A 17449-nucleotide genomic window follows, 5' to 3' on the forward strand; every position below is an offset into this window, starting at 1 on the left:
TTTCCTTGTAATGAAATTGTCTTATCTTTACTGTTCAATAGAAGTACATGATTTTCGTTCAATCATTTTAGCAGGGATTGTTATTCGTTTCGGTAAAGTTTCAGGATTTTTTACTTTTTCAATTAAACAATTAGCTGCTTCAATCCCTAGCTGAAAAATATCAATGTCTACTGATGTTAATGGAGGTCTTAAATGCTTTGCAAGCATAATATTGTTAAAGCTTACAATTGATAAATCTTCTGGAACCTGAATATTTAATTCCTCAACATAACTCATTAACTCGATAGCAACAAAGTCATCTGTTACAACAAGTGCAGTTGGCGGCTTACTAGAAGAAAGGAGTTTTTTTATAACGTCCTTCCCGTCTTTTAAGCTATCCTCATAAACAATATTTTTTTCATCATATGGAAGACCAGCCTCAAGTAATGCTTGTCTGTATCCCTCTAAACGATCCAATGTAAAGACAACCTCTAAATTAACTCCAACAAATGAAATATTTTGATGTCCTAAGTTAATGAGATAGTCTGTTATTTGTTTCGTCGTATAAATATTATCATTATCGACATATGTGATTCGCTCAGCATTCAAATATGGACGACCAATAACAGTGAAAGGAAACTCCTCATCAAGTAAATATTTCATGATTTTATCATCTGTTTTTGAATAGAGAAGAATGATTCCATCTACACGTCTTCCCTGAACCATTTGGACAACTTCCTCGAATATTTCGTCTTGAGTTGCACCTGTTGATAAATAAATTCCGTACTTGTGGTCATGTGCAATTAAACTTATTCCCCTAAGAACCTCGGGGAAAAACGGGTTTTCAAATACTTGAGTCGCCGAATTAGGCATGATAATTCCAATCGTATTCGTGCTTTTCACCACTAAGCTTCTCGCTTGGAAGTTTGGATGATAGCCTAGTTCCTCCATGGCTTCCCGTACACGTTTCTTTGTCTCTTCACTTATTCGCGGGTTGTCGGCAATGACTCTTGAAACAGTTGAAGGTGACACTTGAGCTGCCCGTGCTACATCTTTTATTGTAACTGCCATTTTTTAAAATCCCCCGTCAGTCAAATGTAAGCTAATTGTATTTAAAACTATTCTTTTATGGAATATAATGCTTATTTTACCGATCCTTCCGAAATTCCTTTAATGATTTGTTTTTGTAGGAAGAAATAAACAATAATGACCGGTATGATAGCAATCGTTAATCCCGCTAATGCTAAATGCCATTGTTTTGTATATTCACCGAAGAAGAAGAACATTTTTAACGGAATCGTTTCCATTCCTTCCTTATTAATAACAAGTGAAGGTAATAAATAATCGTTCCAAATCCAAATAATATTTAGAATAGCAACAGTTACAGTAATTGGTTTTAACATTGGGAAAATAATGTACCAAAATACTTGAAAACGATTCGCTCCATCAATAGTCGCAGCCTCATCAAGAGATTTTGAGATTCCAGACAAAGTTCCGTGATATAAAAAGATGGAAAGACTCGATCCAAAACCTAAATACATTAAAATAATTCCAAATCTATTAAGTAATTCCATTTTCCCAAAAATCGAAACGAGTGGAATCATCACTGATTGAAATGGAATTAGCATCGCTGCCACAAATAAAAAGAAAATAAGCGAACTTATTTTGCCTTTTCTTCTTGATAGTGCATAAGCAGCCATCGATGAAAAGGTAATAATAACAACAACCGCTACAACGGTTATGAGGATAGAATTAAATAATGTTTTAAAAAAATCTAGCTGAGCAAAAGCTTCAACGTAATTATCTAGCGTAAACTTTTCTGGAAGCTTCAATGTATTTGTAAAAATCTCTCGCTTAGTTTTCAAAGAATTTACTATCATCAAATAAAACGGTGAAATCCAGATTAGAGCTAGAATAATTCCAATCGTTCCAACTATATATGTTTGTTTCTTTTTTCTCCCCACTACATCTCAACCTCCCGCTTTTTATTGATGTAAACCTGTGTTAGTGAAATAACTGCAACAATGATAAAGAATATAACTGCCTTAGACTGTGCATAAGCCATCGCATTTTGTGAGAATGCTGTTTTAAAAATCTCCATAGCAACCATTTGTGTTGAATTAAATGGTCCTCCACCTGTTAACGAAAGGTTCTGGTCATATAATTTAAATGAATTAGATAAAGTTAAAAACAAACTAACTGTAAAAGCTGGTGCAACAAGTGGAAATGTTACATGATAAAAACGTTGAAAACTATTCGCACCATCTATCTCTGCCGCTTCTAGTAATTCCTGAGGGACGCTTTCAAGGTATGAAATATAGATCACCATAATATATCCTGACATTTGCCAGCTCATTAAGATTGCCAGTGCCCAAAATCCTGTTTCAGGAGTAGCAAGCCATCCCTTTAATGCTTCAATTCCTAGTAAATCACCAATTCCACCAAAAACCTTAATAAAGATAAATTGCCAAATGAACCCTAGTATAAGTCCACCGATTAAATTTGGCATAAAGAATATCGTTCTCAATATTTTACTTGATTTCATTTTTTGGGTAACGATAAGGGCTAAGGATAAGCCAAAAAAGTTAATAAGAAACACCGAAATAATAGAAAATTTCGCGGTAAACCATAAGGAAGCCAAAAATTCCTTATCTTTAAATAGATTGATATAATTTTCAAAACCTAAAAATTTCGTTGTTTGGATCCCATTCCAGTTTGTAAAGGAATAATAAACCCCAAAAATCAACGGTAAAATGACCACTATCGCAAGTGCAATAAGAGTTGGCGCCAAAAATAGCCAATACCATAAATTTCGTTTTTTCATGATATTTCCTCCAAATTAGAAAACAAAGCAACTAATCTTAGCTGCCTTGTTCTCTATTTTCCTATTTGATGTACATTATTTATTTCTTCCTGCTTCCCAAGCTGTTTTTGAATCCTTAATTAATTCATCCCAGCTCATTTTTCCGCTTAAATATTTTTGGATATTTACACCTAATTTATCTTGTCCCCAGCCAGTAGGGTAACCCATAAATACCCATCCAATTGTTTTGCCATCTTGTGCATATTGATAAACAGCTTTTGCAAGCGGATCAGAAATTTTACTTGCATCAAAACCATCATAGGCAGGAATAAATTTAAAATCGTTAATGACAGCTTCTTTTCCTGTATCAGATGTATATAACCAATCTAAAAATTTCTTCGCCTCAGCTACTTCTTTTGAATCTTTATTTTTGTTTACTGCCCAATACATTGGTACTCCAACAGGAATAGAATCTTCCTTAAATCCTACAACAGGAATCGGTAGAATACCTACTCCATTGTCTGCTAAATCTTGGTCAATTCCAGCAATCGAACCATAAACCCAGTTACCTTGTTGAATAATTGCGACTTTACCAGTAGAGAATAACTCTTCTACCTGTTGAGAATAGTCAAGACTTACTGTTGGTTGTGCAGAATATTTGTTTTGTAAATCAAGTACCTTTTTAAAAGAATCACCATATTTGAAGTCAACCTTTTTCGCATTATAGGCATCCAAAACATTGCCATTAAATTCTGGTGATATGAAAGTATTTGATAAATGTAAACCAGTTACCCATGTTTCTTTGGCAGGTAAAGCAAATACTGATTCAAGACCTAAATCCTTTTTCTTACTATCTAAAGTTTTCACTGCATCTTCTAAAGCAGCATAAGAAGTAATCTTCTTAGGATCAATACCTGCTTTTTCAAAAATTTTCGTATTATAAATTAGACCATATCCCTCTTGATTATATGGAAGTCCTAAAACTTGATTATCTTTTTTAACCCCTTCAAGAGTTCCGTTTAATGCTAGTGAAGCAGCCTTTGTATCAGATAAATCAGCTAATTTCCCTTCCCAATCTTGAACATCCTGCGGTCCGCCTACATTGTAAATAGTTGGTTCATTACCAGATGCAAATTTTGATTTTAGTGCAGCGCCATAATCTTCTCCGCCGCCTACAGTAGTAATGTTAATCTTTACGCCTTTATGCTCATCTTCGTATTTTTTTGCAATCGCTTTAAATTGATCTTTAAATTCTACTTTAAATTGGAAAATATCAACGACTACATCGTCTTTTGAAGATCCGTTTCCACCTTTTGAACTATCCTTTGATGAACAACCTACTAATCCAACACTTACTAAAAGTAGAAATGCAAAAATTGCTGGAAAGAGTTTTTTCGCTCTCACGCATATTACCCCCATTAATTGTTTTAACTACTATTCATGTAATCGCTGCCTACTTAGGAAATCGTTTGCACAAACTTCGACAATTCATGAGATTCTTTTTATCATATTAATAATTATATACTTTAATAGATTAAACGCTTTCATAACATGATAAAAAAATATCTAATCTTGTCTATTTATATTTGTGCATCAAAAGTAGTGCAAACGGTTGCATTAACTTATGTCATTATATTAGCACACGCTTTTTTGATTTACAATAATATTTTTTAGAGTTATGTAAAATTTTTATCTTTTCAATTGATGCAGATGCGGTTACAACTGAAAATAATCGCTCAAATATTCTAATAGTAAATAAAAAAACTTCCATAAAAATTAATTCTTTTGTATGGAAGTTTCTTATATCGTATTTGCAGCATTTAATGCTTTTATTTTTTATCTTCATTAAAACTTGATTTGCTTTATCTGTATTTAATATAACAAGTTTAGTAGCAATCGATTCATAAAGATCTGGCCTTACTTTAAAAATTAAAATTAAATAATCCACTGAAAAAATAATTAGTAAAAATGAGAGAATAGTACTATTATCCAATTTTTTCTTAATAAATTTCCTTTTCTAGTCATAAAGTTCCATTTAAAAAGCCCATTTGCTTAAACTATTTCCAAAACAACAGCATCCTTTGTACTATTTTCTTAAAATATAAAAAGGAAAAATCAATGAATCGATTACCCTTATATGAATTAAAAATAGGTCTTTAGATATACAAAATAGTTAAAATAATGAGCACATAAAAAAAGAAGATGTTGTTATCACGACTAACTACATGGATCTTTATTATGGTGATAGAGTAAATAAATGGGAAAGGATGGTTACCATACTGGAGACTTATTTCTTATACAGCAGAGATGATTTAAAAGAAGAGTTTGATGTTAAATCTTAAATGATAGTTATCAGCCTTAAAATTTTTAAAGGCTGCTTTTTTGGTCAATCATTCATTTTATTCACATGAAAAAGGACATCACTACCCATACTAAATTTGGGAGGTATGTCATATATGAAAGTTCTCTGGTTATCAGCTCTTTTAATGATTGGAAACCAAAGCGATCTACCTGATAATTTATTTGTTACGCACGAAGGAAATACGATTGCTAATGTGAATCGAGTTTATTTTTCTAATCCTTTAATAGATATTCCACTCATCAATCAAAAAAACTATAAGGCATTTTTACAAAATCTAAATAAGACTATTTATAAACCGCCTACAAATGCTACAATTGATGACCATGGGAATATCGTTTCCGAAAAAGTTGGATACAAACTTAATCATGAAGAATTTAAACGTTTATTTTATACATATTTTTTCAATAAAGGATCACTTTTCGTAGAAGCACCATTGCATACTTTATATCCACATGTTGATAGCGAACTGCTCTCACATATTAGAGTAAATCAAATTGGTCATTACGCTACCTATTTTAATTCGAATAACAAGGAGCGTTCCAACAATATTTTATTAGCAAGTAAAGCAATCGACAATCATGTTGTATTTCCCGGTGAGACTTTTTCATTTAACAAAGTAGTCGGCAAACGGACAAAGGAAAAAGGGTATTTACGTGCACCCGTTATTGTACGTGGAGAGATGTCAGAAGATATTGGCGGGGGGATATGTCAAATTTCTTCCACATTATTTAATGCAGTTGATAATGCTGGATTAGCTATTACAGAACGCTACTCCCATAGCAAGCGGGTTGCCTATGTTCCACCTGGAAGGGACGCAACCGTTAGTTGGTATGGGCCAGATTTTCGTTTTACAAACAAATACACCCAGCCAATACTTATTCGGTCCAAAGTATATGGAGGCACAGTAAGGATCCTTCTCTATTCTTCAGACGCTATTAATAATAAGCAGAGAAAAATTCCTAGTGCTTCGTATAGACTGCCAAAAGAGGTGCCGATTGAGTCTGAGGTGAATAGGAATAGATAATATCTGGATTTTTTCGCAGAAAAACGGACATATTTTTCATTATGTCCGTTTTTAACTTTGGGTTCCACCTGAATGGGAAAAATATCGATCAATTTTCAATTTATATTAGGCAATATTTTAATTTATCGGTCATATTGGAAATATATCGGTCAAATCTCTTTATTTTTCGGTCATACTGGAAATATATCAGCCAATTCTCTTTATTTTTCGGTCATACTCCAATATATCGGTCATTCGCTTGAAATTAATACTAACAAACCTAAAAACGGACCCACCATAAAGGTGAGTCCGTATATTTTAAAGGATTATCCACCAATATGTATTTGGTGGAGACGGTGGGAATCGAACCCACGTCCAGAAACATTGGCACTTAAGCATCTACGAGTGTAGTCGATATATTAGTATTTCGCAGCTTCATTTGCCTATCGACGGGCGTCCGAAGTGCTAGCCTGATTGGTCTCTTCCTTCGTCCTCAGGCGGAGGACAACCGGCGTAGCCCACTAAAGTTGAGACCCTGACCCTACCACATGGGCGATGGAGGGAGGATCCGCTTAGTGCTTATTAAGCAGCTAAAGCGAAGTTATTGTTAGATTTGCCAGTTATTATTGGCTTTGGCGTTTTAACGAGGCCGACCCCCTCGACTCGCAACCTAAGCTCAAACTATCCCTGTCGAATCCGTAACGTCCCCATGATAGAAAGGTTACGATCTCTATATTAAGAGAAAGACGCTCGAGACATCTGAGCTTTTAAAATGATCAACTGGCTGTTACATGTATTATTATAACATGTTTATCGACGATTGCAATTGTAAATTTCTGCAATCTACATTTGTTGACGTGCCTTGAATGCTTTTTCGATTTCACGCTTTGCTTCTTTTTTCTTTAAATCTTCTCGTTTATCATATTTCTTTTTCCCTTTTCCGAGTCCGATTAAAACTTTTGCATAGCCATCTTTTAAATACATTTTTAGTGGAACTAATGCATAACCTGCTTCTTTCGTTTCACCTATTAGTTTATTAATTTGTTTACGATGGAGTAATAGCTTTCTTTCTCGTAATGGATCGTGATTATAGCGATTTCCTTGTTCATATGTGCTGATGTGCATATTGTAAATGAACACTTCACCCTTTTGAATGCGTGCAAATGAATCCTTTAAGTTTACACGTCCAGCACGAATGGATTTTATTTCTGTACCTTGTAGAACAATTCCTGCTTCGAATGTTTCTTCAATAAAATAATCATGATTTGCTTTTTTATTTTGAGCAACAACTTTGCCTTCTCCTTTTGGCATACAACAATCTCCCCCTATTTTTGACGAGAAATCTGGCATGTAGGTACCTAGATCTACATGCCAGATTTTTTATTTCCGTTTCTTCTTCCGCTTGTTTTTAGGTGTATTATTTGCAAAGGATTTTTTCTTTTTCTTTTTTGCCCCTGCAGGTCGTGTAGACCATTCACCTTCGTCGGAATTTCCTTGTGGACCTTTTTGATTCGTATCCTTTTTATGTGCCCGAACCTTTACAATTCTAGGCTTTTCTTGAGTTCCTCGTCTTGGTTTATTATTTTTCATACCAACGATTTCAAAATCGATATCTTTTTCTTCTTTATTGACATTAATCACACGAACGGTGATTTCGTCCCCAATACGAAAGACATTTCCAGACCGCTCGCCAATCATGGCGAATTGACGCTCATCATAATGATAATAGTCATCTGTCATATAACTAACATGAACAAGTCCCTCAATCGTATTAGGTAATTCAACAAACATACCAAAGTTTGTTACAGAGCTGATAATTCCATCAAACTCCTCACCTACTTTATCTTCCATAAATTCAGCTTTTTTCAATTCATCTGTTTCCCGTTCGGCATCAACCGCTCGCCGTTCCATTTTTGATGCATGATCGGCAATTTCTTGTAGGGAGGCATCCCATTTCGCTCTTGTTGCCTCATCTAGTTTCCCTTCAATTAAGTACGTGCGAATTAACCGATGGACGGTTAAATCTGGGTAACGTCTGATTGGAGACGTAAAATGTGTATAGAACTGTGTTGACAGACCAAAGTGACCTAGACTTTCTGGATCATATTTCGCCTGCTGCATCGAGCGAAGCATCACCGTTGATATTACCATTTCCTCCGGTTTCCCCTGTACCGCTTCGATAATTTCTTGAAGTGCACGAGGATGAACAGAATTCGCCGTGCCCCTAACGATTAAACCGAAGTTTGTAATAAATTCAAAAAAGCGTTGAAGCTTTTCTTCCTTTGGATCCTCGTGAATCCGATACATAAATGGAACGTCTAACCAGTGAAAATGCTCAGCAACCGTCTCATTGGCAGCTAACATAAATTCTTCAATTAATCGTTCAGCAACAGAGCGTTCACGAATGACAACATCTTGCGGCTTTCCTTCTTCATCCACAATGACCTTTGCTTCTTTAAAATCAAAGTCGATTGCACCACGTTCCATCCGCTTATTCCGTAAAATTTCTGCAAGCTCTTCCATCATTTCAAACATAGGAACTAACGGTTCATAATGGTTTCTTAGCTCTTCGTCTTTGTCAACTAAGATTTTATTAACATCTGTATATGTCATTCTCTCAGTGGTTTTTATAATGCTTTCAAAAATTTCATGACTGACAACTATACCTTGGTCGTTAATTTCCATTTCACAGGATAATGTAAAACGATTCACTTTTGGATTCAATGAACAGATTCCATTCGATAATCGGTGAGGAATCATCGGAATGACTCGGTCTACCAAATATACACTAGTGCCTCTTTCAAGAGCCTCTCTATCAATCGGTGAATCTTCCGTTACATAGTGAGTAACATCAGCAATATGTACACCCAGCTTATAGTGACCGTTTTCAAGCTTTGTAACGGTTACTGCATCATCTAAATCCTTTGCATCGGCACCATCTATTGTGACAATCGTTTCATATCGAAGATCTCGGCGATTGCCTATTTCTGCTTCATCGATCGTATCTGGCACACTGTTAGCCTGCTCTAATACCTCATCTGGAAATGCTTGTGGAAGACCATGCTTATGTATCACAGATAAAATATCTACTCCTGGATCATTTTTATGGCCTAAAATTTGGATAACTTCTCCCTCGGCATTTTTATTTCCTTCTGGATAAGAGGTTAATTGTACGACCACTTTATGTCCTTCAACTGCCCCTGCATTTGCAGCTTTAGGGATAAAAATATCACTTCCAAACTTTTTATCATCAGGTATAACGAAACCAAAATATTTACTCTCTGTATACGTTCCTACCACTTCTTTTATTCCACGCTCTAAAATACGAACGACAGAACCTTCACGCCTTGCCCCAGAGCTTTCTGATGAAACACGAACTAAAACGATATCACCATGCATGGCATTATTTTTTTCATGTGGTGGTATAAAAATATCATCATATCCATGTTCATCAGGAGTGACGAAAGCGAATCCTTTCGCATGTCCTGTCATTTTCCCACGTACTAAATTCATTTTTTCTGGCAGTCCATAACGATTACTTCTCGTACGAACAACAAGCCCCTTCTCTTCCATCACAACTAATGTTTTTACAAAATCCTTGAATCCCACCGAATCCTCAATCCCAAAGACTTGCTCTAATTCTTGCACTGTCAATGGTTTATAAGCTTCATCCTTCATATATGTTAAAATTCTTTCTATTTGCGATTGCGTTTTTTCATCCATTTACATCCCTCCTTAGGGTCAAAATTATTCGGACCAGTCAAGCTGCTCAAGGAATTCATATACATCTTGATGTAGTTGTTCCTTTTCCTTATCTAAGGTAATCACATGTCCTGACTCCTCATACCATTTAATTTGTTTCTGATCAGATTCAATGCTGTTATAGATGATGTTCGCACTATCCGTATTAATCATTTCATCATGCCTTGCTTGAACGACAAAAGTAGGAGAGTAGATCATATCAACATGATTCCTAACTTCTGAAATTAAGTTTTGTAGTGCTTTTAAAGTTCCCATTGGAGTTTTCTTAAACTCTTCCATTTCAGCATCTATTTGGTGTTCGTCTTTCCCCTCAAATTTTTTATATTGGCGGGCGTAATCAACTACACCGTTATACATCGTTTCTTCGCTTTTCATATACATCGGGGCACACATTGGGACAATCCCCTTTACAGGTACAGTGTATCCTAATTTAAGGGAAAATACCCCACCTAGTGATAAACCGGCTACAGCAATTTCATCGTATCCTTTTTCCTTTAAGTATTCATATCCAGCCATAACATCCTTCCACCAATCATTGGGCCCTGTATGAACCAAATCTTCTGGCGGTACTCCATGTCCTTTGTAAATCGGTGCGTGAGAAGTATACCCTTGTTTTTCAAGATACCTTCCTAACATGCGGACATCGGCAGAACTGCCAGTAAATCCGTGAAGAAGTAATACAGCTCGTTTACCTGCTTCAAATGTAAAAGGTTTTGGTGGTACAATTTTCATGATGTGGACTCCTTTAACATAACTTTCTTACCTTATTTTTAACAGAGATAATGATAACAATCCAGAAATATGTTTTTTATTAATAGGCTATAAATAATAAAAATAAAAAAACCCAACCAACCATCGGTCAGTCAGGTAGCTTCTTCTTATTATATGCCGAAGTAAGAAACGGCTAATGATAATAAAATAAAAAATACCGCAAGAACAACAGTGATTCGGTGTAAAACTAAATCCATTCCGCGAGCTTTTTGTTTTCCAAATAGCTGCTCAGCACCACCGGAAATCGCTCCTGACAAACCAGCGCTTTTTCCTGACTGTAAAAGCACTACAATAATTAAAGCAATTGCATCAATCACCAACAAAGTCATAAATAAAGCGTGCACGAAGACCCACCTCCAAATCGAACATATAAACGTAATTTTAATGTACCATAATTTGCACATGTACACAAACAAAATTTTCGGCGCCTGACACCAAATATTCAATTTTTACATAAAAATTCAAAAAATGAATAAACGGTGTCAGGCACCATTTATGCAAAATATAAATAAATATTAAAAAAACTGCATAATACTGGCCTGATACTAAAAAACTGCCGGTAAATACCGGCAGTTTGATTTTCATCTTATTTTTTTAAGTTGTAGAAAGTGTTTTTGCCTAAGTATTGTGCTGTGTCTGCCAAGCGGTCTTCAATACGTAGTAATTGATTGTATTTTGCAACACGGTCTGTTCTTGATGGTGCACCAGTTTTGATTTGACCAGCATTTGTTGCAACAGCAATGTCAGCAATTGTAGTATCTTCTGTTTCACCTGAACGGTGAGAGATAATTGCTGTATAACCAGCACGTTTTGCCATTTCGATTGCATCAAATGTTTCAGTTAATGTACCGATTTGATTTACTTTGATAAGAATGGCATTACCAACACCTTGTTTAATACCTTCAGATAGTTTTTTCGTATTTGTTACGAATAAATCGTCTCCAACAAGCTGAACTTTTTTACCAATACGTTCTGTTAAAAGCTTATGCCCTTCCCAGTCATTTTCGTCTAAGCCATCTTCAATTGAAATGATTGGATATTTAGATGTAAGCTCTTCATACCAATCAACCATTTCTGCAGATGTACGTACAACACCTTCACCGGAAAGATGATATTTTCCATCTTCTTTATTATAGAATTCAGAAGACGCAGCATCCATAGCAAGCATTACTTCTTCACCTGGTTTATAGCCAGCTTTTTCGATTGCTTCAATAATTGTTTGAAGTGCTTCTTCATTTGATTTTAAGTTTGGTGCAAATCCACCTTCATCACCGACAGCAGTATTTAACCCTTTGACTTTTAATACTGATTTTAGGCTGTGGAAAATTTCTGCACCCATACGTAATGCTTCTTTAAAGTTAGGTGCACCTACAGGCATAATCATGAATTCTTGAATATCAACATTATTATCAGCATGCTCTCCGCCATTCACAATGTTCATCATTGGAACTGGAAGTTGTTTTGTATTGAAGCCTCCAAGATATTCATAAAGCTCAACACCTAAGTAATCAGCTGCTGCACGAGCTACTGCCATTGATACACCTAGGATTGCATTTGCACCTAATTTCCCTTTATTTTCTGTACCATCTAGCTCAATCAAAAGTTTATCGATCAGTACTTGTTCTGTAACATCATAACCGATTAATTCTTCTGCAATCACTTCATTTACATTTTGTACTGCAGTTAAAACACCTTTCCCTAAATAACGATCTTTGTCACCGTCACGAAGCTCCACTGCTTCATATTCACCGGTAGAAGCTCCACTTGGAACAAGGGCACGTCCGAAAGCTCCTGATTGTGTATAAACTTCTACTTCTACAGTTGGATTTCCTCTGGAATCTAATACTTCACGTGCGTATACTTCAGTAATTAGTGACATGTTAAAATCTCCTATTCTTTTTCAAATTTTTATTACTACGTCGTATAGAGCTATTTTTAAGTAAGGTAAAAAATCCTTAATGTTTAATAATACTTTTTCCTGTCATTTCAACCGGCTGCTTCACTCCTAGTAAATCGAGCATTGTAGGTGCTAGATCACCTAAAATACCACCGTCACGCAGTTCGATTCCCTGTTTTGTTACAATAACCGGAACAGGATTAGTCGTATGTGCAGTCATTGGCTGACCTTCCAATGTGATTACTTCATCTGCATTTCCATGATCAGCTGTTATGATAGCTGAACCACCTTTTTCTAGGATTAAGTCTACAATCCGTCCTAAACATTCATCGACTGTCTCAATCGCTTTAATTGTTGGTTCTAGCATCCCTGAATGCCCGACCATATCTGGATTAGCGAAATTTAATATAATAGCATCATGATTATCCGCCTGAATTTCTTTAAGTAAAGCATCGGTAACTTCGTATGCACTCATTTCTGGTTTCAAATCATAGGTTGCTACCTTTGGTGAATTTATTAAAATTCGTGTTTCACCAGGAAATTCAGCTTCCCGTCCTCCACTCATAAAAAAGGTGACATGTGGATATTTTTCTGTTTCTGCTATGCGAAGCTGTTTTAAACCATTTTGTGATAAAACTTCCCCAAGTGTATTATCAAGGTTCACTGGTTTAAATGCAACATATCCATCCACAGTTTCTGAAAAGTGAGTTAAACATACGAAAAATAAGTTTTTTGGATGCTTAGGGCCACGGTCAAAGGAACGATAATCTTTGTTGGTAAAAGTGTTTGAGATTTGAATCGCACGATCTGGTCTGAAATTATAAAAGATAACCGAATCATTATCTTTGATGGTTGCTACCGGTTCACCATTTTCCTTTGTAATAACAGAAGGAAGAACGAACTCATCATAGATTCCATGTGAGTAAGAATCTTCTATAAGTTCTAATGGATCTTGATAAGTAGGGCCTTCTCCATAAACCATTGCACGGTAGGATTTTTCAACACGATCCCAGCGTTTATCACGATCCATCGAATAATAACGGCCGGAAATGGTTGCAAATTCTCCTACACCATATTCTTTCATTTTTTCTTGTGTTTCTTTTATATATGTTGCAGCTGTTTGTGGTCCAACATCACGCCCATCTAGAAAGGCATGGATATATACATTTTTCACACCTTCGCTTGCAGCAAGCTTTAATAAGGCAAACAAATGATTAATATGACTATGAACCCCACCATCTGATAAAAGCCCGAATAGATGAAGGTTAGTTCCGTTCTTTTTCACATTTTCGATAGCTTGAAGAAATGTTTCATTTTTGACAAATTCACCCTCACGAATAGACACATTTACACGAGTTAAGCTTTGGTAAACAATTCTTCCTGCACCAATATTTAAGTGCCCGACCTCTGAATTCCCCATTTGTCCTTCTGGAAGTCCAACCGCTTCTCCACTTGCTGTTAGCATATTATGTGGATAATTTGCCCAATAACGGTCAAAGTTTGGCTTTTTCGCTTGAGTTACTGCATTGCCCTTTGTTTCCTGACGTAAACCAAACCCATCTAGGATGATGAGTGCAACTGGTGATTTACTCATGGCTAACCGCCTCCAAAAGCTGTAAAAAGTCCTTAGGATCTAAACTTGCTCCTCCAACTAATGCACCATCGATATCAGGCTGTGACATATATTCTTTAATGTTTGTTGGTTTTACACTACCGCCATATTGGATACGAATAGCGTTTGCTGCTTCTTCAGAAAATTGCTCTTTAACCACAGTACGAATATGAGAGCAAACTTCATTTGCATCTTCTGCTGTAGACGATTTACCTGTTCCAATTGCCCATATTGGTTCATAAGCAATGACCGTTTGTTTAACTTGTTCTTCAGTTAAACCTGCTAATGCTTTATTCACTTGTAAAGCAACAAAATCTTTTGTTTCATTGTTTTCTCTTTGCTCAAGAGTTTCCCCAACACAAACAATTGGAGTTAGATGATATTTAAAAGCTGCTAACACTTTTTTATTTACAGCTTCATCTGTTTCATTAAACATTTCACGGCGTTCAGAGTGACCAAGAATGACATAGTCTACATTTAAATCTTCGAGTGCTTTCGGACTAATTTCCCCTGTAAAAGCACCGCTTTCTTCAAAATGCATGTTCTGAGCACCAATTGCGACATCATAGCTATGTGTAGATTCAACAAGTCTATCTAAAAATAGAGCAGGTGCACAAATAACAGAATCAACTATATCTTTTTTAGGAACTAAACCAGAAACTTCTTCTGCAAACGATTTCGCCTCAGACATCGTTTTATGCATTTTCCAGTTTCCCGCAATAATAGGTTTACGCATGACTAACACCCTTTCCTATTTCTTTATCTTTACTTATCGTTTAATGCTGCTACACCTGGCAAAATTTTGCCCTCCATAAATTCAAGAGAAGCTCCCCCGCCAGTTGAGATATGGCTCATTTTATCTGCAAGATTGAATTTTTCAACAGCTGCTGCAGAATCACCGCCGCCAATAACAGAATAAGTATTTGTCGCTTCAGCTAGGGCACTAGCAACACCTTTTGTACCATTTGCAAATGATTCTAGTTCAAATACACCCATCGGTCCGTTCCAAATAACGAGTTTCGATTGTCCAACCACTTCACGATAGAGTTCTACTGTTTTTGGTCCGATATCAAGAGCTTCCCAATCAGAAGGAATTTCATCAATAGGGACTACTTTTTTATTAGCAGTATCAGAGAAATCATCCGCAACAACAGCATCTACAGGCATATAAAATTTCACATTTTTTTGCTTTGCTTTTTCCATGAATGACTTTGCCAAATCAATTTTATCTTCTTCTAACAATGATTTGCCTATTTCATAACCTTGAGCTTTTATAAAAGTATAGGCTAGACCCCCGCCAATAATTAAGTTATCCACTTTTTCCAGCAGGTTATCGATCACACCTATCTTATCTTTTACTTTGGCGCCACCAATAATTGCAGTAAACGGGCGTTCAGGGTTTGATAGAGCCTTGCCTAGTACATCAAGCTCTTTTTCCATCAAGAAGCCTGCTACTGCAGGTAAGTATTGAGCAATTCCTTCTGTTGAAGCATGTGCACGGTGAGCCGCTCCAAAGGCATCATTCACATAGACATCTGCCAAATCTGCAAAGCTTCGTGCAAGCTCAGGGTCATTTTTTTCCTCGCCAGGATAAAAACGAACATTTTCTAATAAAACAATATCTCCGTTATTTAAACGATCGATTTCAGCTTTAGCGATTTCACCGTATGCCTCATTTGATTTTCGAATATCTTTTTTCAATAATTCACTTAAACGCTTTGCAACTGGTGTTAATCGTAATTCCTCTACTACTTGGCCTTTTGGACGACCTAAATGACTTGCCAAAATTACCTTTGCGCCTTGGTCAATTAAATACTGAATGGTTGGCAATGCAGCACGAATTCGAGTATCATCTGTCACATTACCGTTTTGAAGCGGTACATTAAAATCAACACGACAAAAAACACGTTTCCCACTCAAATCGATATCCTTAATGGTCTTTTTATTCATCCGTATTTGGCCTCCTTTATAGCAAAACATATTTATGTATGAAAAACACTTTCGCGTCTTTCTAGAAAGCAGATTATACGAAACCAATAATCAAGCTTTCTTTGAAAAAAGGGAGCAGGGATTGTTCCCCACTCCCTTTTGTCCCCATTATAAATGTTAGGACAATATATTTCCATCTATCACACTGAAAATACAACACATTTCTTTAATTAGTGTGGCATATTATTTATATTTTTAAAGACCTTTTTTTGCAATATAAGCAGCAAGATCCACTACACGGTTTGAATATCCAGTTTCATTATCGTACCAAGAAAGGACTTTTACCATGTTGTTTTCAAGAACCATTGTAGATAAACCATCTACTGTTGATGATGCTTTGCTGCCATTATAATCACGAGATACAAGTGGAAGATCGCTATAAGCTAAAATTCCTTTTAAATCTCCTTCTGCTGCTTCTTTTAAAGCTGCATTTACTTCGTCAGCAGTTACTTCTTTATCAAGCTCAGCAACTAAGTCAACAACAGAAACATTAGAAGTAGGTACACGCATTGCCATACCATTTAATTTTCCTTTTAATTCAGGTAACACTAAAGCAACCGCTTTTGCCGCACCAGTTGTAGTCGGAATAATATTTTCTGCTGCTGCACGTGCACGACGGTAATCTTTATGTGGCAAGTCAAGAATTTGTTGATCATTTGTGTATGAGTGAACAGTTGTCATCATACCGCGTTTAATACCGAATTTTTCATGAAGTACTTTTGCAAATGGTGCAAGACAGTTTGTAGTACAAGATGCATTAGAGATAACATTATGGTTTTGTGCATCATATTTATCTTCATTTACACCCATTACAATTGTAATATCTTCACCAGATGCTGGCGCAGAGATAATAACTTTTTTTGCTCCTGCTTCAAGATGTTTTGCTGCATCTTCACGTTTTGTAAAGCGTCCAGTAGATTCAACAACTACTTCTACACCAAGATCTCCCCAACCTAGTTGTGCAGGGTCACGCTCAGCTAAAACTTTCACTTTATGACCACCTACAACAAGGCTGTCACCATCAACAGAAACTTCCACATCAAGAGTTCCATGAACTGAGTCATATTGCAATAAATGTGCTAACATATTTGCATCTGTTAAGTCATTTACAGCAACCACTTCTACTTCTGGATTATTTAAAGCAGCACGAAATACATTACGTCCAATACGCCCAAAACCATTAATACCAACTTTTACAGTCATTTTAATTTCCTCCTTAGAGTATCTATTAATATTTTTTATCATTTAAAAGAGCAAACTCTTTTATTAAA

At 35.9% G+C, this 17449-nt stretch carries 15 protein-coding genes and 1 other RNA gene; 1 reads left to right on the plus strand and 15 read right to left on the minus strand.

The features are described 5' to 3' along the window. Window positions 1-27: 27 nt before the first annotated feature. From ACQKP0_RS18875 to ACQKP0_RS18895, 5 genes are all read right to left on the minus strand, one after another. Window positions 28-1050: a LacI family DNA-binding transcriptional regulator gene (locus ACQKP0_RS18875; RefSeq protein ID WP_427407384.1), complete on the minus strand. Its 1023-nt coding sequence runs from the start codon at window positions 1048-1050 to the stop codon at window positions 28-30. 71 nt (window positions 1051-1121) lie between these two features. Next, window positions 1122-1943 (minus strand): carbohydrate ABC transporter permease, encoded by an 822-nt coding sequence (locus ACQKP0_RS18880; protein WP_427407385.1) that lies wholly within the window; start codon window positions 1941-1943, stop codon window positions 1122-1124. Then, window positions 1943-2803 carry a carbohydrate ABC transporter permease gene (locus ACQKP0_RS18885; protein WP_427407386.1) on the minus strand — a complete coding sequence of 287 codons (861 nt, stop codon included), beginning with the start codon at window positions 2801-2803 and terminating at the stop codon, window positions 1943-1945. Before ACQKP0_RS18885 ends, ACQKP0_RS18880 begins: the two co-directional genes overlap by 1 nt. Window positions 2804-2878: 75 nt before the next feature. Next, window positions 2879-4186, minus strand: a complete 1308-nt coding sequence (locus tag ACQKP0_RS18890; RefSeq protein ID WP_427407387.1) for an ABC transporter substrate-binding protein — start codon at window positions 4184-4186, stop codon at window positions 2879-2881. 226 nt (window positions 4187-4412) lie between these two features. Then, a complete protein-coding gene (locus ACQKP0_RS18895; RefSeq protein ID WP_427407388.1) occupies window positions 4413-4730 on the minus strand; it encodes a hypothetical protein in 318 nt (105 codons plus the stop codon). A 508-nt stretch (window positions 4731-5238) separates the two neighbouring features. Here ACQKP0_RS18895 and ACQKP0_RS18900 point away from each other — a divergent pair. Further along, window positions 5239-6168 carry a VanW family protein gene (locus ACQKP0_RS18900; RefSeq protein WP_427407389.1) on the plus strand — a complete coding sequence of 310 codons (930 nt, stop codon included), beginning with the start codon at window positions 5239-5241 and terminating at the stop codon, window positions 6166-6168. Window positions 6169-6492: 324 nt separating this feature from the next. On the opposite strand, the gene ssrA is transcribed toward ACQKP0_RS18900, so the two are convergent. The 10 genes from ssrA to gap form a co-directional block, all read right to left on the minus strand. After that, window positions 6493-6856, minus strand: a transfer-messenger RNA (tmRNA) gene (ssrA, locus tag ACQKP0_RS18905). Between the two features lie 134 nt (window positions 6857-6990). After that, the gene (smpB, locus tag ACQKP0_RS18910) at window positions 6991-7458 is read right to left on the minus strand and encodes an SsrA-binding protein SmpB (RefSeq protein WP_058002848.1); all 468 of its coding nucleotides are present in this window, start codon (window positions 7456-7458) and stop codon (window positions 6991-6993) included. A gap of 69 nt (window positions 7459-7527) precedes the next feature. Next, window positions 7528-9870, minus strand: coding sequence for a ribonuclease R (rnr, locus tag ACQKP0_RS18915; protein WP_427407390.1), 2343 nt, complete (start codon window positions 9868-9870; stop codon window positions 7528-7530). 24 nt (window positions 9871-9894) lie between these two features. Further along, window positions 9895-10641, minus strand: a complete 747-nt coding sequence (locus ACQKP0_RS18920; protein ID WP_427407391.1) for an alpha/beta hydrolase — start codon at window positions 10639-10641, stop codon at window positions 9895-9897. Window positions 10642-10790: 149 nt separating this feature from the next. Next, window positions 10791-11024 (minus strand): preprotein translocase subunit SecG, encoded by a 234-nt coding sequence (gene secG / locus ACQKP0_RS18925; protein WP_427407392.1) that lies wholly within the window; start codon window positions 11022-11024, stop codon window positions 10791-10793. A 242-nt stretch (window positions 11025-11266) separates the two neighbouring features. Beyond that, a complete protein-coding gene (eno, locus tag ACQKP0_RS18930; protein ID WP_427407393.1) occupies window positions 11267-12559 on the minus strand; it encodes a phosphopyruvate hydratase in 1293 nt (430 codons plus the stop codon). A gap of 76 nt (window positions 12560-12635) precedes the next feature. Then, window positions 12636-14171 (minus strand): 2,3-bisphosphoglycerate-independent phosphoglycerate mutase, encoded by a 1536-nt coding sequence (gene gpmI, locus ACQKP0_RS18935; RefSeq protein WP_427407394.1) that lies wholly within the window; start codon window positions 14169-14171, stop codon window positions 12636-12638. After that, window positions 14164-14925 carry a triose-phosphate isomerase gene (gene tpiA, locus ACQKP0_RS18940; protein ID WP_427407395.1) on the minus strand — a complete coding sequence of 254 codons (762 nt, stop codon included), beginning with the start codon at window positions 14923-14925 and terminating at the stop codon, window positions 14164-14166. The genes gpmI and tpiA overlap by 8 nt, the downstream gene beginning before the upstream one ends. A gap of 29 nt (window positions 14926-14954) precedes the next feature. After that, window positions 14955-16139, minus strand: a complete 1185-nt coding sequence (locus ACQKP0_RS18945; protein WP_427407396.1) for a phosphoglycerate kinase — start codon at window positions 16137-16139, stop codon at window positions 14955-14957. A gap of 234 nt (window positions 16140-16373) precedes the next feature. Next, window positions 16374-17381, minus strand: coding sequence for a type I glyceraldehyde-3-phosphate dehydrogenase (gap, locus tag ACQKP0_RS18950; RefSeq protein ID WP_427407397.1), 1008 nt, complete (start codon window positions 17379-17381; stop codon window positions 16374-16376). Window positions 17382-17449: the final 68 nt, after the last annotated feature.

The sequence above is a fragment of the Heyndrickxia sp. NPDC080065 genome (assembly GCF_050281185.1).
Classification (GTDB): Bacteria; Bacillota; Bacilli; order Bacillales; family Bacillaceae_C; genus Heyndrickxia.

Bases quoted from the DNA above. Each gene is read 5' to 3' on its own strand.
- ACQKP0_RS18875 (WP_427407384.1), bottom strand. From the start codon at position 1,050: ATGGCAGTTACAATAAAAGATGTAGCACGGGCAGCTCAAGTGTCACCT.
- ACQKP0_RS18885 (WP_427407386.1), bottom strand. From the start codon at position 2,803: ATGAAAAAACGAAATTTATGGTATTGGCTATTTTTGGCGCCAACTCTT.
- ACQKP0_RS18900 (WP_427407389.1), top strand. From the start codon at position 5,239: ATGAAAGTTCTCTGGTTATCAGCTCTTTTAATGATTGGAAACCAAAGC.
- smpB (WP_058002848.1), bottom strand. From the start codon at position 7,458: ATGCCAAAAGGAGAAGGCAAAGTTGTTGCTCAAAATAAAAAAGCAAAT.
- rnr (WP_427407390.1), bottom strand. From the start codon at position 9,870: ATGGATGAAAAAACGCAATCGCAAATAGAAAGAATTTTAACATATATG.
- ACQKP0_RS18920 (WP_427407391.1), bottom strand. From the start codon at position 10,641: ATGAAAATTGTACCACCAAAACCTTTTACATTTGAAGCAGGTAAACGA.
- eno (WP_427407393.1), bottom strand. From the start codon at position 12,559: ATGTCACTAATTACTGAAGTATACGCACGTGAAGTATTAGATTCCAGA.
- gpmI (WP_427407394.1), bottom strand. From the start codon at position 14,171: ATGAGTAAATCACCAGTTGCACTCATCATCCTAGATGGGTTTGGTTTA.
- tpiA (WP_427407395.1), bottom strand. From the start codon at position 14,925: ATGCGTAAACCTATTATTGCGGGAAACTGGAAAATGCATAAAACGATG.
- ACQKP0_RS18945 (WP_427407396.1), bottom strand. From the start codon at position 16,139: ATGAATAAAAAGACCATTAAGGATATCGATTTGAGTGGGAAACGTGTT.
- gap (WP_427407397.1), bottom strand. From the start codon at position 17,381: ATGACTGTAAAAGTTGGTATTAATGGTTTTGGGCGTATTGGACGTAAT.